At 70.9% G+C, this 26,561-nt stretch carries 21 protein-coding genes; 10 read left to right on the top strand and 11 right to left on the bottom strand.

Features of this window, described 5'->3' with window-relative positions; translation table 11 throughout:
* Positions 1–80: 80 nt before the first annotated feature.
* The 5 genes from U9J66_RS03155 to U9J66_RS03135 form a co-directional block, all read right to left on the bottom strand.
* Positions 81–3,386, bottom strand: a complete 3,306-nt coding sequence (locus U9J66_RS03155) for an NACHT domain-containing protein (protein WP_326336966.1) — start codon at positions 3,384–3,386, stop codon at positions 81–83.
* 127 nt (positions 3,387–3,513) lie between these two features.
* Entirely contained in the window at positions 3,514–4,863 is a 1,350-nt protein-coding gene (locus U9J66_RS03150; protein ID WP_326336965.1) for an FG-GAP repeat domain-containing protein, read from the bottom strand.
* 157 nt (positions 4,864–5,020) lie between these two features.
* A complete protein-coding gene (locus U9J66_RS03145; RefSeq protein WP_026125035.1) occupies positions 5,021–6,382 on the bottom strand; it encodes an MFS transporter in 1,362 nt (453 codons plus the stop codon).
* Positions 6,383–6,771: 389 nt separating this feature from the next.
* Entirely contained in the window at positions 6,772–7,455 is a 684-nt protein-coding gene (locus U9J66_RS03140) for a nucleoside/nucleotide kinase family protein (protein WP_202421774.1), read from the bottom strand.
* Positions 7,456–7,549: 94 nt separating this feature from the next.
* Entirely contained in the window at positions 7,550–8,086 is a 537-nt protein-coding gene (locus U9J66_RS03135; RefSeq protein ID WP_014910609.1) for an NUDIX hydrolase family protein, read from the bottom strand.
* 462 nt (positions 8,087–8,548) lie between these two features.
* Between U9J66_RS03135 and U9J66_RS03130 the strand changes: the two genes are divergently transcribed.
* The gene (locus U9J66_RS03130; RefSeq protein ID WP_026125037.1) at positions 8,549–8,902 is read left to right on the top strand and encodes an STAS domain-containing protein; all 354 of its coding nucleotides are present in this window, start codon (positions 8,549–8,551) and stop codon (positions 8,900–8,902) included.
* Between the two features lie 76 nt (positions 8,903–8,978).
* Here the strand turns inward: U9J66_RS03130 and U9J66_RS03125 are convergent, their stop codons facing one another.
* Together U9J66_RS03125 and U9J66_RS03120 are read right to left on the bottom strand one after the other, a co-directional pair.
* Complete coding sequence (locus U9J66_RS03125; protein WP_326336964.1) at positions 8,979–10,760, bottom strand: PH domain-containing protein; 1,782 nt, start codon at positions 10,758–10,760, stop codon at positions 8,979–8,981.
* Positions 10,757–11,254 carry a PH domain-containing protein gene (locus U9J66_RS03120; protein ID WP_014910362.1) on the bottom strand — a complete coding sequence of 166 codons (498 nt, stop codon included), beginning with the start codon at positions 11,252–11,254 and terminating at the stop codon, positions 10,757–10,759. Before U9J66_RS03120 ends, U9J66_RS03125 begins: the two co-directional genes overlap by 4 nt.
* A 104-nt stretch (positions 11,255–11,358) precedes the next feature.
* On the opposite strand from U9J66_RS03120, the gene U9J66_RS03115 reads away from it, so the two are divergent.
* Positions 11,359–12,267 carry an SPFH domain-containing protein gene (locus U9J66_RS03115; RefSeq protein ID WP_014911705.1) on the top strand — a complete coding sequence of 303 codons (909 nt, stop codon included), beginning with the start codon at positions 11,359–11,361 and terminating at the stop codon, positions 12,265–12,267.
* A 16-nt stretch (positions 12,268–12,283) separates the two neighbouring features.
* Positions 12,284–12,508 (top strand): hypothetical protein, encoded by a 225-nt coding sequence (locus tag U9J66_RS03110; RefSeq protein WP_014909861.1) that lies wholly within the window; start codon positions 12,284–12,286, stop codon positions 12,506–12,508.
* A gap of 71 nt (positions 12,509–12,579) precedes the next feature.
* On the opposite strand, the gene U9J66_RS03105 is transcribed toward U9J66_RS03110, so the two are convergent.
* Both U9J66_RS03105 and U9J66_RS03100 read right to left on the bottom strand, forming a co-directional pair.
* Positions 12,580–14,235 carry an FAD-binding dehydrogenase gene (locus tag U9J66_RS03105; protein ID WP_326336963.1) on the bottom strand — a complete coding sequence of 552 codons (1,656 nt, stop codon included), beginning with the start codon at positions 14,233–14,235 and terminating at the stop codon, positions 12,580–12,582.
* A 201-nt stretch (positions 14,236–14,436) separates the two neighbouring features.
* On the bottom strand, positions 14,437–15,531 hold the full coding sequence (locus U9J66_RS03100) for a Zn-dependent alcohol dehydrogenase (RefSeq protein WP_326336962.1): 1,095 nt from the start codon (positions 15,529–15,531) through the stop codon (positions 14,437–14,439).
* Positions 15,532–15,821: 290 nt separating this feature from the next.
* Between U9J66_RS03100 and ddaH the strand changes: the two genes are divergently transcribed.
* Both ddaH and U9J66_RS03090 read left to right on the top strand, forming a co-directional pair.
* On the top strand, positions 15,822–16,661 hold the full coding sequence (gene ddaH / locus U9J66_RS03095; protein ID WP_326336961.1) for a dimethylargininase: 840 nt from the start codon (positions 15,822–15,824) through the stop codon (positions 16,659–16,661).
* Positions 16,662–16,849: 188 nt separating this feature from the next.
* On the top strand, positions 16,850–17,470 hold the full coding sequence (locus tag U9J66_RS03090; RefSeq protein ID WP_017534775.1) for a TetR/AcrR family transcriptional regulator: 621 nt from the start codon (positions 16,850–16,852) through the stop codon (positions 17,468–17,470).
* A 28-nt stretch (positions 17,471–17,498) separates the two neighbouring features.
* Here the strand turns inward: U9J66_RS03090 and speB are convergent, their stop codons facing one another.
* Complete coding sequence (gene speB, locus U9J66_RS03085; protein WP_017534776.1) at positions 17,499–18,458, bottom strand: agmatinase; 960 nt, start codon at positions 18,456–18,458, stop codon at positions 17,499–17,501.
* Between the two features lie 402 nt (positions 18,459–18,860).
* Here speB and U9J66_RS03080 point away from each other — a divergent pair, with 402 nt between their 5' ends.
* Positions 18,861–20,513: a PucR family transcriptional regulator gene (locus U9J66_RS03080; protein ID WP_326336960.1), complete on the top strand. Its 1,653-nt coding sequence runs from the start codon at positions 18,861–18,863 to the stop codon at positions 20,511–20,513.
* Positions 20,514–20,731: 218 nt separating this feature from the next.
* Positions 20,732–22,039: a GAF domain-containing protein gene (locus U9J66_RS03075; RefSeq protein WP_042281695.1), complete on the top strand. Its 1,308-nt coding sequence runs from the start codon at positions 20,732–20,734 to the stop codon at positions 22,037–22,039.
* A gap of 291 nt (positions 22,040–22,330) precedes the next feature.
* Here U9J66_RS03075 and U9J66_RS03070 read toward each other — a convergent pair whose 3' ends face one another.
* Positions 22,331–22,939 carry a hypothetical protein gene (locus tag U9J66_RS03070; protein WP_326336959.1) on the bottom strand — a complete coding sequence of 203 codons (609 nt, stop codon included), beginning with the start codon at positions 22,937–22,939 and terminating at the stop codon, positions 22,331–22,333.
* Positions 22,940–23,469: 530 nt separating this feature from the next.
* Here U9J66_RS03070 and U9J66_RS03065 point away from each other — a divergent pair.
* The 3 genes from U9J66_RS03065 to U9J66_RS03055 all read left to right on the top strand — a co-directional run bounded on the left by U9J66_RS03065 (position 23,470) and on the right by U9J66_RS03055 (position 26,351).
* A complete protein-coding gene (locus U9J66_RS03065; protein ID WP_081536580.1) occupies positions 23,470–24,702 on the top strand; it encodes an aminotransferase-like domain-containing protein in 1,233 nt (410 codons plus the stop codon).
* Between the two features lie 23 nt (positions 24,703–24,725).
* Positions 24,726–25,706, top strand: a complete 981-nt coding sequence (locus U9J66_RS03060) for a D-alanine--D-alanine ligase family protein (RefSeq protein ID WP_234305754.1) — start codon at positions 24,726–24,728, stop codon at positions 25,704–25,706.
* A gap of 78 nt (positions 25,707–25,784) precedes the next feature.
* Entirely contained in the window at positions 25,785–26,351 is a 567-nt protein-coding gene (locus U9J66_RS03055; RefSeq protein ID WP_326336958.1) for a pyridoxamine 5'-phosphate oxidase family protein, read from the top strand.
* Positions 26,352–26,561 lie beyond the last annotated feature (210 nt).

Raw genomic sequence — 26,561 nt, 5'->3', positions numbered from 1 at the left:
TTTCCCGAGCTGCCGCGCAGTGGGAGGCAAGGGACCAAGGCCCTCCGGAAAGAGGCCCTTCGCCCTCGAAGAGACGAGGGTCAGTAGGACCACTTCCATCTTCTCCGGTGCTCCCTTGTGAACAGTAGGGGTAGACGTTCGTACGCCACACGTGAGCTCGGTTCGACCCCCTCTGCTCCGATGACCGTGCGACGTTCGGACTTGGCGATCTCGATGGTGAGCCCTTCGGCCCCGGCCAGTTCGGTCAGGTCCACAGAGCCCTCGCCGTGCACGCGTACGGTCTCCAGACTCGGCATGTCGCGCAGCCAGGCGGGGAGCCTCATGAGCTCCTCGCCGTGGTTCACCTCCAGGCGACGTACCGAAGGTAGGGAGAGCAGGGTCTTCATGGTCCGTTCGGTGCCGAGGTGTTTCCGACTCAACTGAAGGTTCTCCAGGAGAGGAAGCTCCTTCAGCGGTGTCAGGTCGAGAGTGTGATCGACACTTCCGTAATAGGAGAAATGGGTGAGTGAGGCCTCCTGAGAGGTCAGGCCCTCGATGCTTCGCAGAGAGGGGCAGTGAACGAGCATCAACCTGCCGACTCCGCCGGGGATCGAGGTCAGGCGGCTCAGATCGTCGAGCCGTTCGTGATGTCGAAAACGGAGCTCCGTCAACCGGTGAGAGGGCAGGACATGGCCCAACGGTGCCCGGGGCAGCCGTTCGTCGAACACCACTGTTTCAAGGGACGTGAGGTCACCGAGGAGTTCGATGTCCTCGATGAGGTCCGGGCGGTTGAGCGAGAGGTCGGTCAGTGGGCTGTCCTTCAGGGCGGTGATACCCGACGTGGTAGCGAACAGTGAGAGGGAGAAACTGTAGAGCGAGTCCATACCGCGCAGAGGGGCGAGGTCGATACCGGTCCAGTGCTCCCCCGGGGCGGCCTGAAGAACGAGGGAGGACAGCTTCGGTACGCGCGCGAGTGCCTTGATCGTGTCGTCGCCACGCCCCCGGATGAAGTGACGACGGATCCCAGGGGCGCGGTCGATCGCGAGGTCGAGGTGTTCGACCTGGATCGGGAAGGCGTACAGGTACGTCTCGATGGTGTCTTCCAGAAGCACCTCCGCCAGCTCCGGAGTGGGACTGTGCTCCCAGGCCCTCTTGGCGGCGGTGAAGACCCCATAGCCGCGGAACGGCAGCGCCCGTTCGATGATGGGGATCGACTCCGGGCCACCGATGAGCGAGGCGGTGTCGATCACCTTGGCGGCCTGTCTGGCGTTCTTCGGTGGGGCCTCGGCCAGGAGGGGGAGGACCGATTCGCCCACCAGGGTCAGCGCGTGGACGTGTTCCTTCGTCCTCGGCGGCAGGATGCTCCGGACCTTCTCCTCGACCTCCTCCCGGAGCCGCCGCGCCAGTTGGGGTGAGGTCTCCAGGCAGGCGAAGGCCGCCAACAGCAGCCGGTCGCGGTGGCTCTTGACCCGGTCGGCCCGCTCCAGCAGCCCGGCCACCAGCTCCTCGCGCTGGGCGGGTGAGGCGTGGCCCGCGGCCATGACCAGCACCTCGTGCCACTGGTCGTCGTGGGCGTGCCGGACCAGCAGCGGCAGGCTGTCCTCCTCCACGAAGGCCTTGGCGGCCAGATACTCCTCGAAGGTGCGGTGCAGGAAGCTCACCCGGTCGACCGCGGGGCTCTGCAACAGGCCGCTGCGGACGAGGAGATGGCCGAAGACCTCCTCGGGTTCCTCGGTGATGTGGTGCATGCTCGCCAGGGCCCGGGCGATCTGCCTGCGCGCCGTGGCGATCGGGGCGTCCGAGCTGCCGTTGACGATCAACCACCGGGCCAGCTCCTGCAACAGCAGCACCAGTTCCCGCCGGGACAGGTCCACCCCGGGCACGCCCCGCTGGTGGTCGCGCTCCTTGAGCAGCATCGTCAGCGCCGCCTCGTACACCTCCATCCGGTCCCGGGGCAGCGAGGTGTGCCGGTCGCGGTGGAGCGCGCACAACAGGGCGCACAGCAGCGGGGTCGAGGCGATGGATCTCAGATGGCCGCGTCCCAGTACCTTGCGGGTCAGCTCGGTCTCGTACCGGGCGAGCAGCGCGCGTTCGGCCTCCTCGGCGACCTCGCCGCGCACCGCCTCGTGCCAGTGGTGGACGAAGGACCGTACGTCCTCGTCGGTGAGCGGCTGGAGTTCGGCGTTCACGAACCCGTCCGTCTCCAACCAGGTCTCCGAGGCCGCCCCGGGACGGGTGGTGACCACGTAGCGGCAGTCGGGGAAGTCGGCGATCAGCCCCTGGAGCCACCGGCGGGCCGCCTCGCGTTCGCCGCCGGGGAGCTCGTCCACCCCGTCCACCAGGACGACCCCGAGTCCCCGGGACAGGACCTCGGTGGCCCACCCCTCGGGCGCCTGGTCGGCCAGGTGGCGGCCGGTGTGCCGGACCAGATCTGCGGGCTCGGGGAGCGGCGCGCCCACGTACTCTCGCAGCGGTACGAGGAAGGGCACGAGCCCGTTCCAGGAGGACATCGGGTCGGGGAAGTCGCCCTGGCCGGCCCGTACCCCCACCCAGCGCAGGAGCGTGGTCTTACCGGAGCCGGCCGGGCCGCGTAGGAAGGTCCGTCGGTGTCGGGCCAGGACCTGTTCCACCCGCAGGTCGCCGGTGGGGAAGAGGGGCTCGTGGTCGAAGGGGTTCTCCTCCCGCCACTCCCCGGCGACCCTGAGGCTCAGGTAGGCGGTGCTCAGCGGATAACGACGGGTCCCCGCCTCGGTGCCGAACAGCTCCAGCACGTCCCAGCGTTCGGCGGCCTTGCGCCGGTAGGCGGTCAGGAAGGCCGCCTCGGCGTCCCGCTCCCGGCCGGCGCGCACCTCCTCGCGGGGGATCCGGTCCAGCAGCTCCTCCAGATGGTCGAGGACGAGCCTCTCCCGCCGGAGCAGCTCGGTGAAGGCGCCGGCCTGGAAGCGGGGCAGCGTCGTCAGGGTGGCCATCACGTAGGCGCAGGACTCCGGCAGTACCCGGTCGTACAGGGCCACCGCGACCGCGCTCAGGTCACGGGTGGCGCGGGGGACCTTCGCGCGCAGGTAGCGCTCCAGGTACAGCGGGTCCAGGTCCTGCTCGAAGAGGGTGCGGTCGGTCAGCCCGGCCCGCTCGAAGGTGTCGGCGACGGCCAGGACGGCGGCCTCGCGTTCGTTCTCGGCCAGCCCGCGGAACTCGTGGTCGAGGTAGCCGAGCATCCGCTCGGCGATGCTCTCCTCGATCTCGGCGAATCTGCGCTCCAGTCGGCGCTGTTCCCGTGTGCCGGTGACCTTCTCCCGCACGATGTCGGTGACGGTGGTCGCGGCGCTCTCCGCCAGCGGGTTCCCGATCCAGATTCCGCAGGCGGCCTTGACGACGGCGACACCCACCTTGAGGGCGGCTTCGAACACGAGGTCTCTTTCGGGGGGAGACGACAGGGGGTTCCCTCCACCCTAGAACGCGAGGGGCCGGTCCGGGCGTCGTCCACAGCCCGGACCGGCCCTTGGCCGAGAACGGCCTCCCGGTCCTCGTCCGCCCCTACAGGTCGGCGGTGTCGAAGGTCGTGTCCGGTTCGGCGGAGAAGCCGTCCGGGCCGCCGAGGTAGAGCGCGTACTCGCCGGAGGCGCCGGGCATGGCCGGGAACACGGTGCTCAGCAGCAGGTCGGCGTAGCCGTCGCCGTCGTAGTCCATCAGCGCGTGGGGGCCGAAGGAGCCGTCCCGGGCGGAGGGCACCGTCAGCGGGTCGGTGCCCGTGCCGCGCAACCCCTCGGGGCCGCCGAGCAGCAGGAAGGCCTCCTCGTAGGAGTAGCCCGGGCCGCTCATCGCCACGACGTCGTCGAAGCCGTCCCCGTCGACGTCGCCGACGAGCAGTTCGCCGCCGAACCCGTCACCGTCCTCGGCGTCGCCGGGCATGCCCTCGCCGTCACGGTCCAGCCGGATCGGTTCGGCGTCCAGGTAGCCCTCGGCGCCCAGGAGGGTGTCCACGTAACCGGGGCGCAGTTCGTCTTCGTAGCCGGGCTCGTTGTTGGGGATCCCGCTGATCCCGATCAGCAGGTCGGCGATGCCGTCCCCGTCGACGTCGCCGGAGGCGCGGGTGTGGGAGAGCGGGGTCTCGCCGACCACCTCCTCGGCCGGGCCGTCGGGGCCCGAACGCAGGATCAGGTCGGTGGCCGGGGACTCGTCCCGGCCGCTGATCAGGATGAGGTCCTGATAGGCGTCCCCGTCGGCGTCGAAGGAGGCGAGTTCGGCGTCCCAGGCCTCCTCGGGCAGGGGGAGGTCGCGCGTCTCGGCGGGCTCGCCCTCGGCGTCGAACGGACCGCGGTGGTAGCGGCTCTCCCATTCGTCGATGGGGCTTCCCTGGACCTGGTCCAGGACCGCGACGTCGGTATGGCCGTCCCCGTCCATGTCGCCCACGGCGAGGGAGACCGCGGCCATGCCGTTCTCGACCCCGGTGGAGAGCCAGGGCAGGGGGATCGCGGGGCCGGTGGGGCCCTCGGGGCCGCCGAGGACCAGGTAGCCGTCGTCGTCGGCCGCCACGATCAGGTCGGTGTGGCCGTCGCCGTCCAGGTCACCGGTCTCCAGGACGGTCTGCGGGGCGGAGGCTTCGGGAAGGTCCAGGTCGGCGGCGGTGAGGAGCACCGACCGGTCCGGGGACAGGCCGTCCTCGCCGCCGAGCAGGATGCCCACGTAGGGTTCCCCGTCCTCGGGGTCGCCCAGGACACCGCTGATCGGCAGGTCGCCGTAGCCGTCCCCGTCGACGTCGATGGGGACGGGGGCGGCCTCCCCGTTGGTGGGCCGGGCGTCGGAGAGGTCGGTGGTGGCTCCGCAACCGGCGGCCGTGATCATGGCGACGGCCAGGAGCGGGGGAAGGGCGATCCGATACTTCATTGCACGTCTTCCTGACGACGGTGGGGTCGTGGGGTTCGATGCGCGGAATCGGCGTTCGGTTGGGCCCGGAACGCCCTTGTTCCCCCGGAACGGCGAACGCGGGCCGGGCGGCGGTGGGCCGTCCGACCCGCGTTCGGCGGTCGGGGAGCGGAGAGGGTCAGCGGGTGACCTTGGCGGAGATGTCGTCCAGGTCGGCGTCCCGTGTCTCGCGGCCGATCAGCAGGGCGATCAGGGTGATGACGCCCACCAGGATCAGGTAGCCGCCGACCCAGGCCAGGCCGAAGGTGCCCGCGAGCCAGGTCGCGATGTAGGGCGCGAAGGAGGCGCCGAACAGGCCGGCCAGGTTGTAGGCGGCCGAGGCGCCGGTGTAGCGCACCCGGGTCGGGAACAGCTCGGGCAGGACCGCCGCCATGGGGCCGAAGGTCAGACCCATCAGGGACAGGCCGATGATCAGGAACGCCATCACGCCCACGGTGCTCCCGCTGCCCAGCAGCGGGCCCATGGCGAAGCCGAACACGATGATCGCGGCGGTGACCGTGATCAGGGTGGGCCTGCGGCCGAAGCGGTCGGCCAGGATCCCGGCGATCGGGGTGAAGACGGCGAAGAACACCACGCCGATGAGCAGGAAGACGAGGAACTGGGAGCGCTCGTAGCCCAGGCCGGTCTCCGCGTCGGTGCCGAAGCCCAGGGAGAAGACCGTCATCAGGTAGAAGAGCACGTAGGTCGCCAGCATGATGAGCGTGCCGATCAGGACGGCGGACCAGTTGTGGCGGAAGACCTCGACGATGGGGGTCTTGACGCGCTCGCCGGAGGCGATGACCTTCGCGAAGGCGGGGGTCTCGTGCAGGGTCAGGCGCACCCAGAGGCCGATGACGATCAGCGCGATGGAGATCAGGAACGGGATCCGCCAGCCGTAGGCGAGGAAGGTCTCGTCGCTCATGGTCTGGCTCAGCGTCAGGAAGACGGCGTTGGCGAGGAAGAAGCCGATCGGCGCGCCGAGCTGCGGGAAGGTGCCGTAGAAGGCGCGTTTGGCGGGGGGAGCGTTCTCGGTGGCCAGCAGCGCCGCGCCGCCCCACTCGCCGCCCAGGCCCAGACCCTGACCGAAGCGGCACAGGGCGAGCAGCAGGGGCGCGAAGACGCCGATCTGCGCGTAGGTGGGCAGCAGTCCGATCGCGACGGTGGCGATGCCCATGGTCAGCAGGGAGGCCACGAGGGTGGCCTTGCGGCCGATCCGGTCGCCGAAGTGACCGAAGACCCAGGAGCCGATGGGGCGGGCCACGAAGGCGATGGCGAAGGTCGCCAGCGACTGGAGGCGGGCCGCCATCATGTCGCCTTCGGGGAAGAAGAGGTAGGGGAAGACGAGTACCGCGGCGGTCGCGTAGACGTAGAAGTCGTAGAACTCGATGGACGTGCCCACAAGGCTCGCCGTGAGGACCTTCCGTTTGGGGTTGGTCGGGGGCTGCGCCGCGTCGGCTTGTGGCCTTCGCGACGACGGGGTGTCTGCGGAGACGTCCGTCATGGGACTTCTTTCCAGGTCAAGGCGGGTCGATGGCTGGATGTTAGTCGCCGTGGACACTATATGGAACATTTGTCTCGGTATGTGAGATGTGGGAATGTCGGTGTTCATCCCTGTTCGTTCCGTCGGTGTCCACAACGCCCACCACCTCTGGATTCTCGCACCTTCGGTGACGTGGATCACTTACGAAGACGTCACGTTCTCGGACGCCCGTCTCGTCATGTGGATCGACACCGCGTCGGAGGTACCGTCGAAGAAGGGGCCATGACCCACGAACCGCCGGTGCTCGGTGCCGGAGACACCGGACTCGCGGCCGCGGCCCGCGTCGCCCGTGCCATGGCCCGGCCCACGGGTAGGAGCGCCCGTCCGGGAGTGAGGGAGGCGGGGTCCGCTCAGCGGCCGGTGGACCATTCCGGCGGCCTGATCCTGGGGACCCCCGACACCCGGACCACCCGGGTGCAGTTGTCCCGGAACCGCTTCACCAGCTCGCCGTTGGGGCGGTCACTGCGCTCGACCCACTCGCGGGCGGCCCGGTCGTCGGAGCCGCCCGCCCTCTGGCGCCTGCGCAATCGGCGCTCGCGCACCGGATCGTCGGTCTCCACGTACCACAGCCCCACGAACAGGTCCCGCAGGTCGGCCCAGGGCATCTCGTCCGAGGCCAGGTAGTTGCCCTCGGTCACGACGAGACGGGTGTGGGGCTCGATCACGTGCCGGGCGGCGATGGGCTCGTGCAACCGACGGTCGTAGTCGGGCACGTAGACCGGATGATCGGTCTCCGTCAGCAGTCGGCGCACCATCGCCAGGTAGCCGTGGGCGTCGAAGGTGTCCGGCGCGCCCTTGCGGTCCCTGCGACCCGATCGGTCCAACTGGGCGTTGGACAGGTGGTAGCCGTCCATCGGCAGGTAGCCGGCCACGCCCGCGCCCCGCTCCTCCTCGACCCGGTGGACCAGGTAGCGCGCCAGGGTGGACTTCCCCGCGGCCGGAGGCCCGGTCAGGCCGAGCAGCAAGCGGTGCGGGCCCTCCCCGTCCTCCGGCGGAACGAGGTCGAGGACGTCGGAGACGAGCGCGTCGAGCATGGGCTCCAGCCTATGTCGTACGCCGTCGTCCATGGAGGGGGATCGGCCGGAGGGAGGGGGCGCCGCGATGGCTCCCTCCCTCCGCGGGCCGTCCTCAGGGGGCGTGGCCGACGTGGGCCAGCGCCTGACGGACCAGGACCCCCTGGCCGCCCTGCATCTCCGCGCGCACCTGAGGGCCGGTCGCCTCCTCGGGGGTGAACCACACCAGGTCCAGAGCGTCCTGACGGGGCTGGCAGTCCCCGCTCACCGGGACGACGTAGGCCATGGCCACCGCGTGCTGACGGGGGTCGTGGAACGGGGTGACCCCGGGGGTGGGGAAGTATTCGGCGACGGTGAACGGCTGCGGCGAACTGGGGATGCGCGGCAGGGCCACCGGGCCCAGGTCCTTCTCCAGATGGCGCAGGAGCGCGTCCCTGACCCGTTCGTGGTACAGGACCCGCCCGGAGACCACGGAACGGTTGAAGCTGCCGTCGGGGTCGGCGCGCATGAGCAGCCCGACGTGCGTCACCTCCCCGTTCGAGTCCACACGGACGGGTACCGCCTGGACGTAGAGCACGGGCATGCGGGCACGAACACTCTCCAACTCATCGCGGGAGAACCAGCCGGGCCGGGTGTCGGCGGTTTCGGTCATAGGGGTGCGCGGTGGTCCGGCCGCTCGAGGCGGTCGCGGAACCGCTCCCTCCCTTCGTCGTCTTCGTGTCCCTGGGGCGGTCGTCCTCGGCGCTCACAGGAGCCACCGGGGTGTCGGCCCTCACATAGGAGTCCAAGTACCGCTTCTATCGCACGCTAGCCCCGAAAGCACGGTGCGGGCCCGACTTCGGGTGTGTCCGGGGGAATACCCGTGGGTTCCGAGGATCGGGAACCCCGCGCCCGACCTCCGGGAAACCGGGGGCGAGGTGACACCATCCTTCCCGGAGAGCCACATCGGCGAGATTTCGGGGGGTTTCCTCACCAAAAAGCCTCCCGAGACCTCCCTGAAGAGGTTACGATCTCGTACGCGGTTGCGTAGTGGAAAGGTTACGTCCGGTGAGAGGTGGCCCGAGTGGCGAAGGATGCCCTGTTCTCTGCGCGGGAGCGTTTCCCCTGTACGGGGGTGACGGTGGTGCGTGTCCACGGCGAGGTGGACCTGGCCACCGCGGACCGCCTGCGTGATCGACTCCTCCAGGCGGCCGAGGCCTCACGGTGCGACTGCCTGGTGGTGGACATGTCCGGACTCGGGTTCTTCGACGCCAGCGGGGTGCGCGCGCTGGTCTCGGTCTTCCAGACCCTGACCGGACAGGGCCGGCACGTGGTCCTGGCCGAACCCTCGCCCATCGCGGCGCGGGTACTGGAGGCGCTCGGTATGCGGCGCCTGTTCGAGATCTATCCGATGACGGAGATGGCGCTGACCCACACCAGCGGACTGCGGGTGGACGGGGAGCCCATCTTCGACAACCCCGTCCCCTGACCTCGGGGCGGACCCTCGCGGTGGGTCCCCGTCCGGTGCCCCGGGGAAGTGAGGCACCGGGCGGGGACCGCCGTGTTCAGGGGAGCGGGGTGGCGCGTTCGCCGCCGGGAGGCTCCTCGGACCTTTCCAGGAAGGGCGTCAGAAGCTCCGGATCGGCGTCCCGGGCCCAGGCCAGCCCCTGTCCCAGACCCACGTCGGGCACGGTGTACATCCCCTTCCCCGCCGCGGTGGTCGCCGATACGTCGACCAGACCGAGCCGGCGCTGGAACGGTGAACGGGTGATCCGCCAGCCGATCACCGCGGAACGCTCCAGGGCGACGGTGTCGCGGACGGCCATCCCCCTGCGCATCACCAGGTGGTCCGGGTGCAGGCCGTGGCCCAGGGCCCGGTAGGAGCCGACCGCGTAGGCGAACGCCATGGCCGCGATGGCGAGGGCCACCAGAGCCCACCCCCAGTTCGGGGTCTCCTTCACGCCCTCGCTGACCAGGGGGAACGGGATGAGCTGCTCCTCGGCGACCCGGACCGCCTTCCACCAGGCCTCGGTGGCGATCATCTGGAGCCACGCCAGTCCGGCCGCCAGGGCCACGCCCACCAGCGTCACGAGGCCGGCCCGGGTGAACCTGCGGCGCAGGGCGGCCCGGGGGTGGCGTGCCAGCGGCACCTCCAGGGGGGAGGTCGACCGTCCCATGAGGGCGGCGCCCAACGCGCGGGCCCGGGCGCGGGGCATCGCGGGGGACAGGCGGCTCTTGGCGTCGGTCTTCTTGTCGTCGCCGGTCTCCAGCCCGGTCGCCACCGCCTGGACGCTCGCGCCGCGTACCGAGCGCAGCACGAACGGCTCGCGCAGGACCACGCCGTTGAGGCGGCGGCCCTCCACCGAGAGGGAGACGTTGGTCAACAGCCCCCGTCGCAGGCGGACGGTGCCGTCGCTCTCCCTGGTGAGCCGGTAGCCCCACCAGGTCTCCACCGCGGCGGCGACCAGGACGACCACGCCGAACACCAGGAGGGAGAACAGGGCGATGGGGACGACCAGCAGCACCTTGGACATCACCAGGCCGCTCATCTCCCGCATGTCGGGCAGCCCGGACTGATCCGAGACCCAGCGCCAGGCCCAGCCGTTGGTCTGGGCGTTGAAGCCGAGCAGGGCGGCGAACAGACCCAGACCGACACCGAGGGTGGCGGTGGTGGCGGGCGCGTAGGCGAACCAGCGCGGATCGAGTCGGGCCAGCTCGGTCTCCTCCTGCCCGGGAGCCCCCTCGGGCCCCTCCGGCTCTCCCGTCCCCGTGGAGGCCGGGGCCGGACCGCGCTGGAGGAGGTCGCGACGCAGACGCTCCCCCTGTTCGGAGGTCACGTACTGGAGTTGCATCTGGTCGCCGCCGCTACCGACCTTCTCGCCCGTGCCCACGGTGACCGAGCACAGCCCGAAGATCCGGGTGTAGATCGGGGTGGCCACGTCCACGCTGCGGACGCGTTCGCGAGGGATGGAGCGGTAGGCCTTGGCGACGATTCCCGAACGCATCTCCATGCGTTCGGGGGTGATCCGGTAACGGATCGCGCGCAGGCGCAGCAGGTCCAGGTAGGTCATCAGGGCGACGAAGGCCGCGGTGGCGGGGAGCGGTACCCAGGGCCAGAGGGGGACGCCGACCACGATCAGCACGACGGTCCCGATGATCGCCATGGGGACCATGGACAGGGCCACGATGGCCGTGTTCGCCCAGACGGACAGGGGGCTCAGCCGCTGCCAGTCCTCCTCGAGATCGATCGGGGGCGCCTCCGTCGCCGCGGGGTCCTCGATCGGGTCGACCCGGGGCTCGGGGCGTTCTTCCGGGGCTCCGGAACGGTGGTCGTCGTGGGAGGTCATGTCGCGTCCCCCGGGATCGCCTGGGTGCTGTCGGTGAGCCGGTCGGCGACCTCGGTGGCGAGGCCGTGGGCGAGTCCGGCGATCTCGATGGGGCCGGCGGCGGAGGCGGTCGTCACGGTCACGCTGGACAGGCCGAAGGCCCTCTGGAGCGGTCCGCGCGCGGTGTCCACGGTCTGGATGCGCGACATGGGCGCGACCCGCCACTCCTGCCAGAGCCATCCGCTGGAGGTGTAGACGGCGGTGTCGGTGACCTCCCAGCGGTGCACCCGGAAACGCCACAGCGGCATCACCACGGTGATCAGCAGCCCCACCCCGCCGATGACCCCTCCCGCGAGCAGGAACCAGAACCGGACCGGTTCCCAGATCAGCGCGGGCACCACGGGGACGGCGGTGAGGACGACCGTCACCAGCAGGGACCTGGTCGTCCACCACCAGACGGCGCGTCGGTCCACGCGGTGGTGGGGCGGTCGCAGGCGCAGAGCGTCGGTGCTCATCGCGACCACGTCTCCTCTCGTTCGGGCCTCGGGGGCGGGGCCGGCTATTAAAAGTGATATCACAATGCTATGCTCACGTCATCACTCAAGAGGAGGGAACAGCGATGAGCGACAACCCGGGTGTCATCAGGCCGACACCCCAGTACCGGGAACGAGAGGCCTTCGGGTCCGGCGGGATCCCCATGTTCGTGGTGTCCCTGGTCCTGTTCCTCGGGGGCGTGGGCCTGGCCCTACTGCCCCTGTTGGGAGCCCCCGGCGCCCTGATCGCGGTCGGGGTGGTCCTGGCCCTGATCGGCGCCTTCCTGTCCTTCGGGCTGACGATGGTCGCCCCCAACGAGGCCCAGGTCGTCCAGTTCTTCGGCCGCTACGTCGGCACCATCCGCACCGACGGTCTGCGCTGGGTCAACCCGCTCACCGTGCGCAACGCGGTCTCCACCCGCATCCGCAACCACGAGACGTCGGTGATGAAGGTCAACGACGCCTCGGGCAGCCCCATCGAGATCGCGGCCGTGGTGGTCTGGCAGGTCGAGGACACCGCCCGTGCCTCCTTCGAGGTGGACGACTTCGTCCAGTTCGTCTCCACCCAGACCGAGGCGGCCGTCCGTCACATCGCGGGCAAGTACCCCTACGACTCCTACGGTGACGACGCCGTCCCGTCCCTGCGGGACAGCGCCGACGCCATCACCGAGCAGCTCTCCAAGGAGGTCGCCGAACGCGTGGACGCCGCGGGGGTGAAGATCGTGGAGTCCCGGTTCACCCACCTGGCCTACGCGCCCGAGATCGCCCAGGCGATGCTCCAGCGCCAGCAGGCCAGCGCCATGATCGCCGCCCGCGCCGAGATCGTCGAGGGGGCCGTCACCCTGGTCGACCGCGCCCTGGAGCGTCTGTCGGACGAGGACGTCGTGGACCTGGACGAGGAGCGCAAGGCCGCCATGGTCAGCAACCTGCTCGTGGTCCTGTGCTCGGACCGTCCCGCCAGTCCCGTCGTCAACACCGGGACCCTCTACCAGTAGATCCGGGTGAGGTGCCGTGCCCGAGCGCAAGAAGGTCCTACTGCGTCTCGACCCCGCCGTCCACGACGCGCTCGCCCGGTGGGCCGGGCAGGAGTTGCGCAGTACCAACGCACAGATCGAGTTCCTGTTGCGTCGCGCCCTCGACGACGCCGGGCGGATGCCCAAGGAGGCCCGGGACATCCCCCGTCGCGGTCGCCCGCGTAAACGCGCGGACGAACCGGAGGAGGACGGGAGGGAGTGAGCCCGGGGTCCGTCGAACGTCGGGACCATGGACGTTCGACGGGCCCCGGCAGGCGCTTCCTCCGGGACGGGTCAGAGCGCCGCGGCGACCGCCCTGCCCGCGGTGCGGCCGGAGAAGATGCAGCCGCCCAGGAAGGTGCCCTCCAGTGAGCGGTAGCCGTGCACGCCGCCGCCACCGAAACCGGCCACCTCACCGGCCGCGTACACCCCGGGCAGCGGGGTGCCGTCGGCGCGCAGGACCCGCGCGTCCAGGTCGGTGTGCAGCCCGCCCAGGGTCTTGCGGGTGAGGATGTGCAGCCGCACCGCGATCAGCGGGCCCGCGGAGGGGTCCAGGATCGGGTGCGGCGAGGCCACCCGGGCCAGCCGGTCGCCTTTGTAGTTGCGCGCCCCGTGGATCGCCATGACCTGGAGGTCCTTGGTGAAGGTGTTGGCCATCTCCCGATCGCGGGCCACCACCTCGCGGGTCACGAGGTCGGCGTCCAGCACGTCGTCCCCGGCGACCCTCTTCATCTCGCGGATCAGTTCCGGCAGCCGGTCGGCGACCACGAAGTCGGCCCCGTGGCGTTTGAAGTCCTCCACCGGCCCCGGGGCGCCCGGCAGGATCCGCTTGAGCACCAGACCGATGTCCTTACCGGTCAGATCGGGGTTCTGCTCGGACCCCGAGAGCCCGAACTCCTTCTCGATGATCTTCTGCGAGAGCACGAACCACGTGTACTCGTGGCCGGTGCCCATGATGTGCTCCAGGGTGCCCAGGGTGTCGAAGCCGGGGAAGCAGGGCGCGGGGAGGCGCCGACCGGTGGCGTCCAACCACAGGGAGGAGGGGCCGGGCAGGATGCGGATCCCGTGCCGGGACCAGATCGGGTTCCAGTTCTGGACGCCCTCGGTGTAGTGCCACATGCGGTCGCGGTTGATGATCTCGCCGCCGGCCTCCTCGGTGATGCCGAGCATGCGCCCGTCCACGTGTTCGGGAACGCCCGACAGCATGTGCTCGGGAGCTTTGCCCAACCGCTCGGGCCAGTTCCGGCGCACCAGGTCGTGGTCGGCGCCGATCCCGCCCGAGGTGACGATGACCGCCTGGGCCTCGATGTCGAAGGCGCCCGTGACGTCCCTGTTGCTGGCCTGGCCGCGTTCGATGTCGCTGGGGGCCAGCACGGCGCCCCTGACGCCGGTGACCCGGCCGCCGGTCACCACCAGTTCGTCCACCCGGTGGCGGAAGCGCAGGTCCACCCGGCCGCGTTCGGCGCCGGCGCGCACACGCCGTTCGAAGGGGGCCACGACCCCGGGTCCGGTGCCCCAGGTGATGTGGAAGCGCGGCACCGAGTTGCCGTGCCCGCCGGCCAGGTGGCCGCCGCGTTCGGCCCAGCCCACCAACGGGAAGATCCTGAGCCCTTGGGCGCGCAGCCAGGGGTACTTCTCGCTGGAGGCGAAGTCGACGTAGGCCTCGGCCCACTTGCGGGGCCACTCGTCCTCGGGGCGGTCGAAGGCGGCGGTCCCCATCCAGTCCTGGAGGGCGAGTTCGGGGGAGTCCCGGATCCCCATCCGGCGCTGTTCGGGGGAGTTCACGAAGAACAGGCCGCCGAAGGACCAGTGGGCCTGACCGCCCAGGGACTGTTCGGGCTCCTGGTCCAGCAGGATCACCCGTTTGCCGGCCTCGGCCAGCTCCGCGGTGGCGGCCAGGCCTGCCAGCCCTGCCCCGACGACGATCACGTCGGCCTGGTCGGTGCTCATGGGTCACTCCTCCGGGGGTTCTTCCGGCCCGCGTGGGCGGGGCGCGTCGTGGTGACGGTCCGCCCCGTCGCGAGGGCCGGGGCGGGGCCGATATGTGGCTCACGCCACAGTCTCGGTCAGAGTGCGACCTTACGGGAACCTCGTCCCGAGAGGTCGGGGAGGTCCCGGTTGCGCACTCGTCCCCGCCCCGAACGCCCACCTCTAGGAGTCGAAGAGCACCAGGGAGCGCCCGCCCTGGCCTCGGCGCATCCTCTCGAAGGCCTCCGCGATCCCCTCCAGGGGGATCTCGTCGGTGACCATGGACGACAGAGCCAGGTCGCCGGAGCGGACCGACTCCGCCAACACCGGGATGTCCCGGTCCGGATCTCCGGAGCCGTACACACAGCCCTGGAGGGTGCGGGCCTGGTGGAACACCTCCAGGGCGCTGAAGGAGATCTCGTCCTGTGCCGAGCCCACGCCCACCACGGTGACGGTGCCGCCCCGTCGGGTGGAGTCCCAGGCGGCGCGCATCACCTCGGCCTTGCCCACCACCTCGAAGGCGTGGTCGACCCCGCGGCCTCCGGCGATCGCGCGCACCTCCTTGGGCGTGGTGGCGTCGGCGACCAGGAAGTGGGTGGCGCCCAGGGCCCGGGCCACCTCCTCCTTCTCCGGGGCGGCGTCCACCGCGATCAGCGGGTCGGCCCCGGCGATCCGGGCGGCCTGCAACAGGGACATGCCGACCCCGCCCAGACCCATGACCAGGGCGGAGTCGCCGGATCGCAGTCTCGCGGCGTTGTTGACGGCGCCCCAGCCGGTGAGGACCGCGCAGCCCAGCAGCGCCGCGGCGGCCGGGTCGACCCCCTCGGGCAGGGGGACCAACGCGTGGGCGGGTACGACCGTGGCCTCGGCGAAGGCCCCGGTGTTCAGGCCGGCGTGGACGGGGGTGCCGTCGGTCAGTTCGGCGTAGGGGGTCAGGGTCCCGTCCAGGGAGTGCTCGCACAGGTACGGTTCCCCCTTGAGGCAGAACCAGCAGGCCCGACAGGCCGGTGCCCAGTTCAGGACGGCCCGGTCGCCGGGGGAGAGGTGTTCGACGTCGGGGCCGACCGCCTCGACGACGCCGGAGCCCTCGTGTCCCAGCACCACGGGCCAGAGCTGGGGGAGGATCCCGTTGGACAGGGACAGGTCGGAGTGGCACACGCCCGCGGCGGTCATGCGTACGCGCACCTGGCCGGGCCCGGGGTCGGGGAGGACCAGTGGGCGGATCTCGGGAGGCGCCCCGGCCTCGAGGAAGACGGCGGCCTTGACTGTCGTGCTCATGGAGGCTCCAATCGTGGAATCGCCGAACCTCTGACAATACCGGCCGGTCGGTCTTTTTCCTGGAATGACGCTGGAAAAGCCGTACCCGTTCGTGCCTTCGGTCGCCTCCGAGCCCCGGGAGTGGCGGGGATCCCACGAAACCCTCTGATTTCAACCGTTCTATGGAAAAGCCTATATTGACCCCCACATGGGGCGGGTATATCCCTTTTATCCCCCGGGAACGCGGTGCGCTCGAAACCCGGGCCACCGCGGGCCGTCCGGCCTCCGGGGTACCTCGATGGGGAGGTTCCATGGTTCGACCCGAGGACACGTCGAGGGTGGGCGGCCCCCGGCACTACCTGATGTGCCGCCCCACCCACTTCGCGGTGGAGTACGCGATCAACCCCTGGATGGATCCGGCCGTGGGCGTGGACCGCGCACGCGCCATCCGCCAATGGGAGGGACTCAGGGAACTGTACCGATCCCTGGGGCACCGTGTGAGCGAGATCGAGCCGATAGAGGGTCTACCCGACATGGTCTTCGCCGCCAACGGGGCCCTGGTCGTGGAGGGACGTGTCTACGGCGCGCGGTTCGCCGGGGCCGAGCGCACCCCCGAAGGCCCCGCCTATCTCGACTGGTTCCGTCAGGCCGGCTACACCGAGATCAAGGAGCCCAAACACGTCAACGAGGGAGAGGGCGACTTCATCACCCTCGACGACGTCATCCTGGCCGGTACCGGCTTCCGCACCGAGGCGGCCGCCCACCAGGAGGCCGAACGCCTCCTGGACCGGCCCGTCGTCACCCTGCAACTGATCGACCCGCGCTTCTACCACCTGGACACCGCCCTGTTCGCCCTTTCCGGTGACCAGGTGGCCTACTACCCCGGTGCCTTCTCCGAAGGGAGCCGACGGGTCCTGCGCGCCCTCTACCCCGACGCGCTCCTGGCGACCGAGGAGGACGCCGCCGTGCTCGGCCTCAACGCGGTCTGCGACGGCGAGAACGTGGTGATCGCCGCCGAGGCCGAGGCCCTCGCCGACCGGCTGCGCGCCCTGGGGTACACCGTGCACCCGGTCGAACTCGACGAGCTCCGCAAGGCCGGCGGCGGGGCCAAGTGCTGCACCCTCGAACTTCGGGACACGCCCCTGGACTGAGGCACGGTCGGGCGGGTTCCTCGAGGAGCCCGCCCGACCACGATGTGTGATGGGACACGCTCCGGATCCCCCTTCCGGGCGGCCCCACAGGTCACGTACACGCCCCTTCCCCGGCGCCGGCGCGGGCGGCCGAAACGAGGGCCGAGAGACCCTGGTCCCGGTCGACGATCCCGTTAGGCTCTGGACGCGTGAAGACCAGACAGCGCGGGCTCCCGCGCAGGATCCGGGAACAGCAACTGATCGACGCCGCGGTCACGGCGTTCGCCCGGGGCGACTACCACACGGTCAGCGTGGAGGAGATCGCGGCGGCCGCGGGAACGTCGAAACCGACGGCCTACCACTACCTGGGTTCCAAACAGAAGATCTTCGCCGCCTGCGTGAACCGCGAGGTCGAACGTCTCGTCGCCGCGGTCCGCGCCGCCGTACGCGACCCGGAGGCCGAGGACCCCGATCCACTGCGGCGCGGTATCCGGGCCTTCTACGCCTTCGTGGTGGCCAACGGGGAGAGCTGGACCGTCCTGTACCGGAGGGCGGCCGCGCAGGGCCCGCCCTTCGAAGAGGAGACCGTCCGCATGCGCGACCGCGTCATCGACGAGGTGACCGCCCTCATCACCGAGTGCGTCCTCGACGACCACGACGGTCCGGCCCCGCGCGACGTCCGACTGCTCGCCCGGGTGACCGTGAGCACCGCCGACGCCTTCGCCGACTGGCTGCTCGACCACCCGGACGAGACCCCCGACACGATGGCCGGGCACGTCACCGAGCTGACCCGGGCCCACCTGCGCTCACTCGCCCCCGTCCGGGCGTGAACGAGGCCCGGCCCGGGCCGCTCGGCGCTCAGCCCTCCGAACGCCGCCGGTGGTTCAGGGCCAGCAGGGAGACCAGGTCGTAGGCGACGTGGGAGGCGGCGGTGGAGGTGATCTGCGCGTGGTCGTAGGCCGGGGCGACCTCCACCACGTCGGCGCCGACCAGGTTCAGATCGGCCAGCCCGCGCAGGATCTCCAGTAGCTCACGGCTGGTCAGACCGCCGGCCTCGGGGGTGCCGGTGCCCGGGGCGTGGGCCGGGTCCAGGACGTCGATGTCCACCGAGACGTACAGCGGACGGTTCCCGATGCGCTGACGCAGCGCGTCGGCGATCTCGTCCACGCCCTTGCGCAGGACGTCGGCGGCGGTGACGATGCCGAAGCCGAAGCGGCGGTCGTCCTCCAGGTCGCGCTTGCCGTACAGCGGACCCCGCGTGCCCACGTGCGCGATGGCCTCGGTGTCGAGGATGCCCTCCTCCACCGCGCGACGGAAGGGCGTGCCGTGGGTGTAGGGCTCGCCGAAGTAGGTGTCCCAGGTGTCCAGGTGGGCGTCGAAGTGCAGCATCGCGATCGGGCCGTGCTTCCGGTACAGGGAGCGCAGCAGCGGCAGTGCGATCGTGTGGTCGCCGCCCAGGGTGACCAGGCGGGTCCCGGCCTCGACGAACTTCGAGGCGCCCTGGTCCAGGGTCTCCACCGCGTCCCCGATGGAGAACGGGTTCACGGCGATGTCGCCGCCGTCCACCACCTGGAGGCGCTCGAACGGGGCCACGTCCAGACCCGGGTGGTAGGGGCGCAGCAGTCGGCTGGCCTCGCGGATCGCCGAGGGGCCGAAACGGGCGCCGGGACGGTAGGACACACCGGTGTCGAAGGGGACGCCGACCACGGCGATGTCGGCGTGCTCGACCTGGTCGATACGGGGCAGGCGCGCGAAGGTCGCCGGGCCCGCGAAACGCGGAACGAGGCTGGAGTCGGTGGGGCCGATCGGTGCGTTCATGGATCCGTTCCTGTTCGTCGGTCTCGTCTGACGTGGTGCCGGTGGTCCTCGGTCGTGTTTTTTGGATCATTCCGTGCTCGCGTGGCCAGGCTTCCTCTCGCGGCGCCGACATCACTCGGACAGCCGAACCCGGGCGGGCCCCCGCTGTGCGATCCTGCGGAGCCTGCGTAGCAGGGCACAGTAGGGGCAGCTTCGCTCGTCGTCTGGCGAGAGATCACCTGGCGGCCGCTCGCCACGGATCGGCTCCGCCGATGCCGAGCGAAAGCATCCAAAAAACACTCCCTCGTCACGGCGGCCTGGCCAGAGTAGGTATTCGGTAGCCTCGACTCCAATGGTCGAATCGCACTATGGAAACGCCCTGACTGGACGAATCGTCCAGAAGGGTAAGGAGGGGGCGGCCTCGTGAACACGGACCGGACCGACGTCCACCACGTGCTCTTGAGCGAGATCGTGGGCCGCCGCGACCTCGACCTGACCCTCGTCGTGGCCGCGGGGGACCCGCCCATCACCTGGGCCACCGCCAGCGAGCTGGTCGAGCCGGCCGTCTACCTGCGCGGGGGAGAACTGCTGCTCACCGCCGGGGTCAACCTCCCCGAGACCGTGGAGGGGACCCGCGACTACGTCGCCTCGCTGGTCTCCGTCGGGGTCGGTGCCCTGGGCTTCGGGGTCGCGCCCGTGCACGAGGCCGTCCCCGAGCCCCTCGCCGACCAGTGCAGGGAACAAGGGCTGCCGCTGCTCCGGATCCCCCGGACCACCTCCTTCTCCGCGGTCGGCCGTGCGGTGGGGGAGGAGTTGTCCGAACGCCACCTGCGGGTCCTGCGCGGGATCAGCGAGTCGCATCAGGCCCTGGCCCGCGCCGTCACCGCCCACGACCCGGTGGAACGGCTGCTGAGGGTGCTGGCAGGGGCCCTCGGGGGCTGGGTGGTGCTGGCCCCCACCGGCCCCGGCGCGCGCGTCCGTCGTACCGACGGCGCCCCCACGGCGTTCCCCGACGACCTGCGCTCCCTGATCGTCCGACTGACCACACCGGGCGGCCCGCGCAGCGCCAAGGCCGAGCTGGGGGCCGACGAGGTCTTCCTGCACACGGTGGGCCCACCGCCGGAGGAACGGGGCGTGGTCCTGGTGGGGCGTCCCACCCCGCTCGACATCACCGACCGCGCGGTCCTGCGCACCGCGACGGCCCTGCTCGAACTGCTCTTCCGTGCCGGCGGCGAGGGGCCGCCGGACCCGGCCCTGCCGCTGGTCGCGCTGCTGTTGGACGGCGGCCTCGACACTCGCTCCTCGACCGTCCTGGCCCGCCTCACCGACACACGCGCGCGTTCGGGGCACGACACCGCGCGACCGTCGACGAGGGAGCGGGGCACCGCCTACCGGGTGCTCCGGGCCTCGCCCGCCTCCGACGGCGGGCCCGCCGCGGCGACCGATCCGACCTGGGGCACCCACCTGGTCGACCGGCCCGCCCCGGACGCCGCCGACGAGGTGGCGCGGGCGATCCTCTCCGATCGAGGCGCCCGGGCCCATCGTGAGCATCTGGACCTGCTCCGCTCCCAGGGGTGGGTCGGCGCCCTGAGCCCGGCGGTGGCCGCCGCGGAGCTGCCCGAAGCCGACCGCGACGCCGCCTCCCTCCTGGTCCGCGCCCGGGCCCTGGGAGAGCCGCTGCTGTACCCGACCGAGGGGGACGACCCCTTCGACGCCCTCCTGTCCTCGACCGAGGCCGCAAGGGCGGGCCGGGCGATCCTGGGGCCGCTCGCCCGGGACACGGACACGGCCCGCGCTCTGCGCGCCACCCTGCACGCCTGGCTCGCGCGCCACGGCAACTGGGACCGGACCGCCGGCGACCTCGGTGTGCACCGCAACAGCGTCCGCCACCGCATCGGGCGGATCGAACGCGACCTGGGGGTGGACCTGGCCGACCCCGAACACCGGATGCGCCTGTGGTTCGCCCTCACCCGCGGGTACGCGGGAGAACCCCCGGGGTCCGTGGCCGGTTCCGGCCACCCGAGCACGGGTTCCGACGGGCCTCCCCGAGGCCGGGACGCCCCTTCCGCCGGGTGACCTGCGCCGGCCCGTTCCGGTCGGGGCGGGCGAAGCGGTTTCGGCGGACGGCGCATCGAACGACGTTCGGTCGGTCTCCAGGGATAATCATCGCGAGAATCGGAGGCTCAGAGCCGAAAAGGCTTCCGGAAAAAAGGCATCTCGCGGTTCCGTTGGTCCGGTCCCGCTCGAACCAGGAAACTGGGAACGCCACAGCCGACACGAGGTCTGGGGGCCATATGACGTTTCCTCCGCTGGACACGGCGCTGCCCTCCGGCGCCGACGCTCGCGAACACGCCGACCTGCTCCGTCGTGCCCACGACGCGCTTCTGTCGGGCCGGCCCGCGCCCGCCACGCTGCGGCCGGTGATCGAGGACTCCTGGCGGAGGATGCGAGGTTTCGGCATCGACCCCGATGGCGCCCCTCCGCCCAGGATGGCACCGCTGGACGAACTCCAACGACACCGCGAGTCCTCGCCCATCGCCGACGTCCTGCCCCTGATCCGCAGATCCCTGGTCTCGGTGGCCGATCAGGCCGACCACATCATGCTGGTGACCGACGCCGCCGGGCAGGTGCTCTGGCGGGAGGGCTCCCGCCGGATGCGTTCGGTCGGCGACCGGGTCGGTCTGGTCGAGGGCTCCTACTGGAACGAGGGCAGTACCGGGACCAACGCCATCGGCACCGCCCTGGTGGTGGGACGCCCCGTCCAGATCTACTCCGCCGAACACTACGTGCGGAGCCTGCACACCCTCACCTGTGCCTGCGCGCCCGTCCACGACCCCCGGGACGGCAGACTGCTGGGCGCCATCGACGTCACCGGACCGGTCTCGACCGTCCACCCCTCCACCCTGGCCCTGGTCCACGCCGTGGCGCAGCTGGCCGAGACGCACCTCCAGGGCATCCACCACACCCACCTGGAACGGCTGCGCTCGGTGGCGGCCCCGCTGCTGGCCGGGATGGGCAGGCCGGCCCTGGTCGTGGACGACATGGGTTGGACCGCGACAGCGGTGCACATGGAACCGGTCAGACGGGTGCTGCTCCCCAAACACTGCGAGGCCGGGACCGTCTGGCTTCCCGCGCTGGGGGAGTGCGCCCTGGAACCGCTTCCGGGGGGCTGGCTGATCCGCCCCGGCCCCGAGGAGAAGGCCGGATCCACCTCGCTCACCCTCGACCTGAGCCGACCGGGGGCCTACTCGGTGACGGTCTCCGGTTCCAGCGGGGAATGGGTCCAGAACCTGTCGCCGCGTCACGCCGAGCTCCTCCTGCTCCTGGCCGCGCACCGGTCGGGGCGCTCGGGGGCCGAGCTGTCCCGGGATGTGTTCGGTTCGGAAGGGCACGTGGTCACGGTGCGCGCCGAGCTCTCCCGTATGCGGCGCAACCTGGGCGGGGTCGTCGAGAGTCGCCCCTACCGCTTCTCCGAGGAGGTGGTGGTACGGCTGGTGGGGCCGTCCTCGCCCCTGGACCTGCTGCCCGGATCCCTCGCCCCGGGGGTCCGGCGCCTGCGCGAGCGGACGTGCACGGCGGAGCTGTTCGATCGGGTGGGCTGAGGGCCGCGCAACCTGTTGCAACCGTTGCCCTCCCCGCGGCCATGGGGTCAACTGGTTCCAGCGCGGCCCGCACACCGGCGCCGGCCTCCGGGCGAGAGAGGGCACGGTGGTCATCGCCGGTGCGGGGCGCGTCCGTGTCCTACGGGCCTTGAGGGGGGTACGGGGGCGAGGACGGACGCGCCGAAGGTCCGGCTCCGGGAGGTTCGGGGGATCCTCCGGGGCCACGCGCACGACACGGCCCGGCCCGGGGACGCCACATCGTCTCCGGGCCGGACCGCCGTCGGGGGTGGTTCATCCACCGTTCCCCTCGGCCTTGTCGGGTGGTGTGTCCCCCTCGGGCGGGACGTCCCCCGGAGAATCGGCGGCCTCGGGCGAGCACTGGAAACAGTTCATGGTGAACAGTTCCTCGCCGTCCACGACCCCGAGGAAGTCGCCGCGCAGGCTGTCGTCGCCCTCGCCGCGTTCGGCCAGGGCGTTCACGAGCAGGCTCCCCTCGAACCGGAGCTGTTCGCCCTCACGTCCCCGGCCGGTGCAGACCACCCGTAGGCGTTCCTCGCCGTCCTCGTCTTCGAGGACGCTCTCGCCCGCGGTCAGCGGCTCGTTCGAGACCGTGGCGTCGGGCTCCTCCAGTGGTCCGGGCGCCGACGAGGTCTCCTCGGAAGGGGAGCCCGAGGGTGTGGAGCAGACGAGGGCGCCCTCCACGGGGTGGCCCTTGCGGGCGAAGGCCCGCTCCGCCCCGGGGCGCAGGACCGACACCGAGAGGGCGTCGGCGGCCTTGGTCAGTTCCAGCCGGGCGGCGTCGATCTCCTGCTCCGTGGGCCCGGCGGGGGCGCACGAGGCGAGTGCTCCGCACAGGAGCAGTGCCAGCGAGGCGGCGGCGGTGGTCGAGTGGACTCTCAAGGGTCCTCCTCCGGTTCGGTGGCGCCCCCGTCCCCGGGCGCGCTGATCCACCGCACCAATGTCTCTGATGTACATAAAGTAACCAATGTCCAACTCAGGGTGTTCGAGTGAAAAGTGCGTCATGTTCTGGTCACCCGCCTGTGAGTCGCGCCACTCTCATGGGTACCGTCTCCGTCACCGAGCGCTACACCCGGTGTGCGTGAGAAGGTGCGGCGAGGCCGCGTAAGCCCTGCTGGGGCGCGTTCACACGGGCACTGGGCTAGACTCGGGACATTTCCGAACCGCGTTCGATGGTTCGTACAAGACCCGACCGAATCACCCGGAGTCACTCGTGGCCCGCGTGAACCAGGGGCCACGAATCGGCGTCGAACCAGGAACCGACGAGGTTCCCGGAACGACCCGGTGACCCCACAAGACCGTCCTTCCTTCGGAGGTGGACCGTGTCCGCTGACCACCGAGAACAGCAGCCCGGACAACAGGGCTCGCGCATCGACCCCCACATCGGCCGCTACGCACGCCGAGCCGAGGGCATGGTCGCATCGGAGGTCAGGGCACTCTTCGCCGTCGCGTCCCGACCAGAGGTCGTCTCCCTGGCCGGCGGTATGCCCAACGTCGCCGCGCTGCCCCTCGACCAGATCGGCGACCTGGTCAAGGACGTCGTCTCCGAGGAGGGCCCCGCCGCCCTCCAGTACGGCTCCGCCCAGGGCGACCCCGTCCTACGCGAGCTGATCTGCGACTACATGACCCTGGAGGGCGTCCAGGCCGGTCCCGACGACCTCATCGTCACCGTCGGCTCCCAGCAGGCGCTCGACCTCATCACCCGCGTCTTCGTCGACCCCGGCGACATCGTGCTGACCGAGGCCCCCACCTACGTCACCGCGATCAACACCTTCGCCGCCTTCCAGGCCGACATCCGCCACGTGGGCATGGACGATCAGGGCGTACTCCCCGACGAACTCGACCACGCCCTCACCCAGGCCGCCAAGGCCGGGCGCACCGTCAAGTTCTTCTACACGATCCCCAACTTCCAGAACCCCGCCGGCATCACCATGACCGCCGAACGCCGGGCCCGGGTCATGGAGATCTGTCAGCGCCACGACGTCCTCATCATCGAGGACAACCCCTACGGTCTGCTGCGCTACGAGGGCGAGCCCCAGCCCACCCTCTACTCCCAGGGCGACGGCAACGTGATCTACCTCGGATCGCTCTCCAAGACCCTGTCCCCGGGGTTGCGCATCGGCTGGGCCCTGGCCCCCTCCGCCGTCCGGGCCAAACTCGTCCTGGCCGCCGAGTCGGCGATGCTCAGCCACTCCACGTTCAACCAGCTCGTCGTCCGCCGCTACCTGAGCACCTTCCCCTGGAAGGAACAGATCAAGGCGTTCAACAGCATGTACGGGGAACGCCGCGACGCCATGCTCGGCGCCTTGGCGGCGATGATGCCCGACGGCTGTACCTGGACCAGGCCCGAGGGCGGCTTCTTCGTCTGGGCCACCCTGCCCGAGGGCATCGACGCCAAGGCCATGCTGCCGCGCGCGGTCAACGAACGCGTCGCCTACGTCCCCGGCACCGGCTTCTACGCCGACGGGCGCGGACGCGCCAGCATGCGGCTGAGCTTCTGCTACCCGACCCCCGAGCAGATCCGCGAGGGCGTGCGCAGGCTCGTCGGGGCGATCGAGGGCGAACTCGACCTGCGCGACACGTTCGGCCCCGCCATGAACCGGCCCACCGAAGGCAGCCAGGCACCCACCCCGGACCTGCCCTGACACTCTCCCAAGGGTCCAGCACCATGACAGCAGCACAGAAGGAGGGTCGCGCCGTGGCCGACCTTGACCGGGTACTCGTCCTCGCCGGAGGCCTGTCCCCCGAACACGAGGTGAGCGTCCAATCCGGACGCGGTGTCGCCGAGGCCCTGCGCCGACTCGACATCGAGGTCCAGGTCGCCGACGTCGACTCCGACCTGCTCCGACGTCTGACCGACGACCCGCCCCAGGTGGTCTTCCCCGTCCTGCACGGGTCGGCCGGTGAGGACGGCGTGATCCGCGAGGTCCTGGAACTGGCCGGGGTCCCCTACGTGGGCGCCCGCCCCGACGCCTGCCGACTGGCCTACACCAAGCCCGCGGCCAAGGCCCTGCTCGCCGACCGCGGCGTCCGGGTGCCGCGCGGCGCCACCCTGCCCAAGTCGGTCTTCCACGACCTGGGCGCCCCGGCGCTGTTGGACAAGCTCATCGAACGCCTGGGCATGCCGCTGTTCGTCAAGCCCGACCGCGGCGGCTCCGCCTTCGGCGCCACCCCGGTGGCCTCGTCCGGAGAGCTCTCCACCGCGCTGGTCTCCTGCTTCGCCTACGGGGACTCGGCGCTCGTCGAAGAGCAGGTCCAGGGCACCGAGCTGGCGGTGAGCGTGCTCGACACCGGCGACGGCCCCGTGGCCCTGCCCGCCGTGGAGATCGTCCCCGACGGCGGCGTGTACGACTACGCCGCCCGCTACACGGCCGGCCGGACCGAGTTCTTCTGTCCGGCCCGCCTGGACGCGGAGACCATCGAGGCCGCGAGCGAGGTGGCCCTGACCGCCCATCGTGCCCTGGGGCTGCGCGACCTGTCCCGGACCGACCTCATCGTCGACCCCGACGGCGAGATCGTCTTCCTGGAGACCAACGTCGCCCCCGGTCTGACCCCCACCTCCACGTTCCCGATGGCGGCCGCCGCCGCGGGACGGGACTTCGGTCTGCTCTGCCGCGAGCTCGCCCACCAGGCACATCTGCGCGGCTGATCGCGCACGCGACCCCGTCGAGGCGAACGCCCCGGCGGGGTCGTCCGCGTTCCAGGGCCGTGTGACACGATCACGACCATGGCGAAGATCCACGACACCATCGATGCCCGTCTGGAACGCTTCCTCCTCGACCAACCGGTCTTCTTCGTCGGTACCGCGCCCCGGTCCGACGACGGTCACGTCAACGTCTCGCCCAAGGGCATGGGCGGCACCTTCGCGGTGCTCTCCGAACACCGCGTCGCCTACCTCGACTACACCGGATCGGGTGCGGAGACCATCGCCCACCTGCGGGAGAACGGCCGTATCGTCCTGATGTTCTGTGCCTTCGAGGGACCCCCGTCGATCGTCCGGCTCCACGGTCACGGCCGCGTCGTCCTGCCTGCGGACGGGGAGTTCGACGAGCTGCGCTCCCACTTCCCCAAGGAACGTGTCCTCGGTCAGCGCTCGATCATCGTGGTCGACGTCGCCCGGATCTCCGACTCCTGCGGGTTCTCCGTCCCCCTGATGGAGCTCCGCGGCGACCGCGACCTGCTGGACCGCCACCACGAACGTCGCGATCCGGAGTACTTCACCGACTACCTGCGCCGCCGCAACGCCACGAGCGTCGACGGGCTCCCTGCCGTCCCGGCGCCGGACGAGGGATAGGGGAGCGGGTCGGCCGCCACGCCACGACGGCCCACCCGTTCCGTCGCCCCGGCTCCGCGCCCGTGTCACCGGCTCGGAGGCCCGGGGCGATCTCGATGAGATCACGGGGCCCGGCGGTGGGCAAGAGGTCGGACGACCCGATCGTTATGGAGGGTCCCGCCACAGGGCGTGGGCCCGGTTTCCCCTTCGTGACAGGACTCGCGGCCGCCG

Origin of the sequence: Nocardiopsis sp. LDBS1602, from assembly GCF_035818715.1 — a bacterium.
In the GTDB taxonomy this organism is placed as follows: domain Bacteria; phylum Actinomycetota; class Actinomycetes; order Streptosporangiales; family Streptosporangiaceae; genus Nocardiopsis; species Nocardiopsis alba.
Note: the sequence above shows the minus strand (reverse complement) of the source record. Positions and strands in the feature narration are given on the sequence as shown.

Excerpts from the sequence above, each read along its gene's own strand:
- U9J66_RS03105 (WP_326336963.1), bottom strand. The coding sequence starts at position 14,235 with ATGAGCACCGACCAGGCCGACGTGATCGTCGTCGGGGCAGGGCTGGCA.
- U9J66_RS03100 (WP_326336962.1), bottom strand. The coding sequence starts at position 15,531 with ATGAGCACGACAGTCAAGGCCGCCGTCTTCCTCGAGGCCGGGGCGCCT.
- U9J66_RS03115 (WP_014911705.1), top strand. The coding sequence starts at position 11,359 with ATGAGCGACAACCCGGGTGTCATCAGGCCGACACCCCAGTACCGGGAA.
- U9J66_RS03135 (WP_014910609.1), bottom strand. The coding sequence starts at position 8,086 with ATGACCGAAACCGCCGACACCCGGCCCGGCTGGTTCTCCCGCGATGAG.
- U9J66_RS03145 (WP_026125035.1), bottom strand. The coding sequence starts at position 6,382 with ATGACGGACGTCTCCGCAGACACCCCGTCGTCGCGAAGGCCACAAGCC.
- U9J66_RS03060 (WP_234305754.1), top strand. The coding sequence starts at position 24,726 with ATGACAGCAGCACAGAAGGAGGGTCGCGCCGTGGCCGACCTTGACCGG.
- U9J66_RS03120 (WP_014910362.1), bottom strand. The coding sequence starts at position 11,254 with ATGAGCACCGACGCTCTGCGCCTGCGACCGCCCCACCACCGCGTGGAC.
- U9J66_RS03065 (WP_081536580.1), top strand. The coding sequence starts at position 23,470 with ATGGTCGCATCGGAGGTCAGGGCACTCTTCGCCGTCGCGTCCCGACCA.
- U9J66_RS03140 (WP_202421774.1), bottom strand. The coding sequence starts at position 7,455 with ATGCTCGACGCGCTCGTCTCCGACGTCCTCGACCTCGTTCCGCCGGAG.
- U9J66_RS03075 (WP_042281695.1), top strand. The coding sequence starts at position 20,732 with ATGACGTTTCCTCCGCTGGACACGGCGCTGCCCTCCGGCGCCGACGCT.
- ddaH (WP_326336961.1), top strand. The coding sequence starts at position 15,822 with ATGGTTCGACCCGAGGACACGTCGAGGGTGGGCGGCCCCCGGCACTAC.
- U9J66_RS03125 (WP_326336964.1), bottom strand. The coding sequence starts at position 10,760 with ATGACCTCCCACGACGACCACCGTTCCGGAGCCCCGGAAGAACGCCCC.
- U9J66_RS03150 (WP_326336965.1), bottom strand. The coding sequence starts at position 4,863 with ATGAAGTATCGGATCGCCCTTCCCCCGCTCCTGGCCGTCGCCATGATC.
- speB (WP_017534776.1), bottom strand. The coding sequence starts at position 18,458 with ATGAACGCACCGATCGGCCCCACCGACTCCAGCCTCGTTCCGCGTTTC.
- U9J66_RS03055 (WP_326336958.1), top strand. The coding sequence starts at position 25,785 with ATGGCGAAGATCCACGACACCATCGATGCCCGTCTGGAACGCTTCCTC.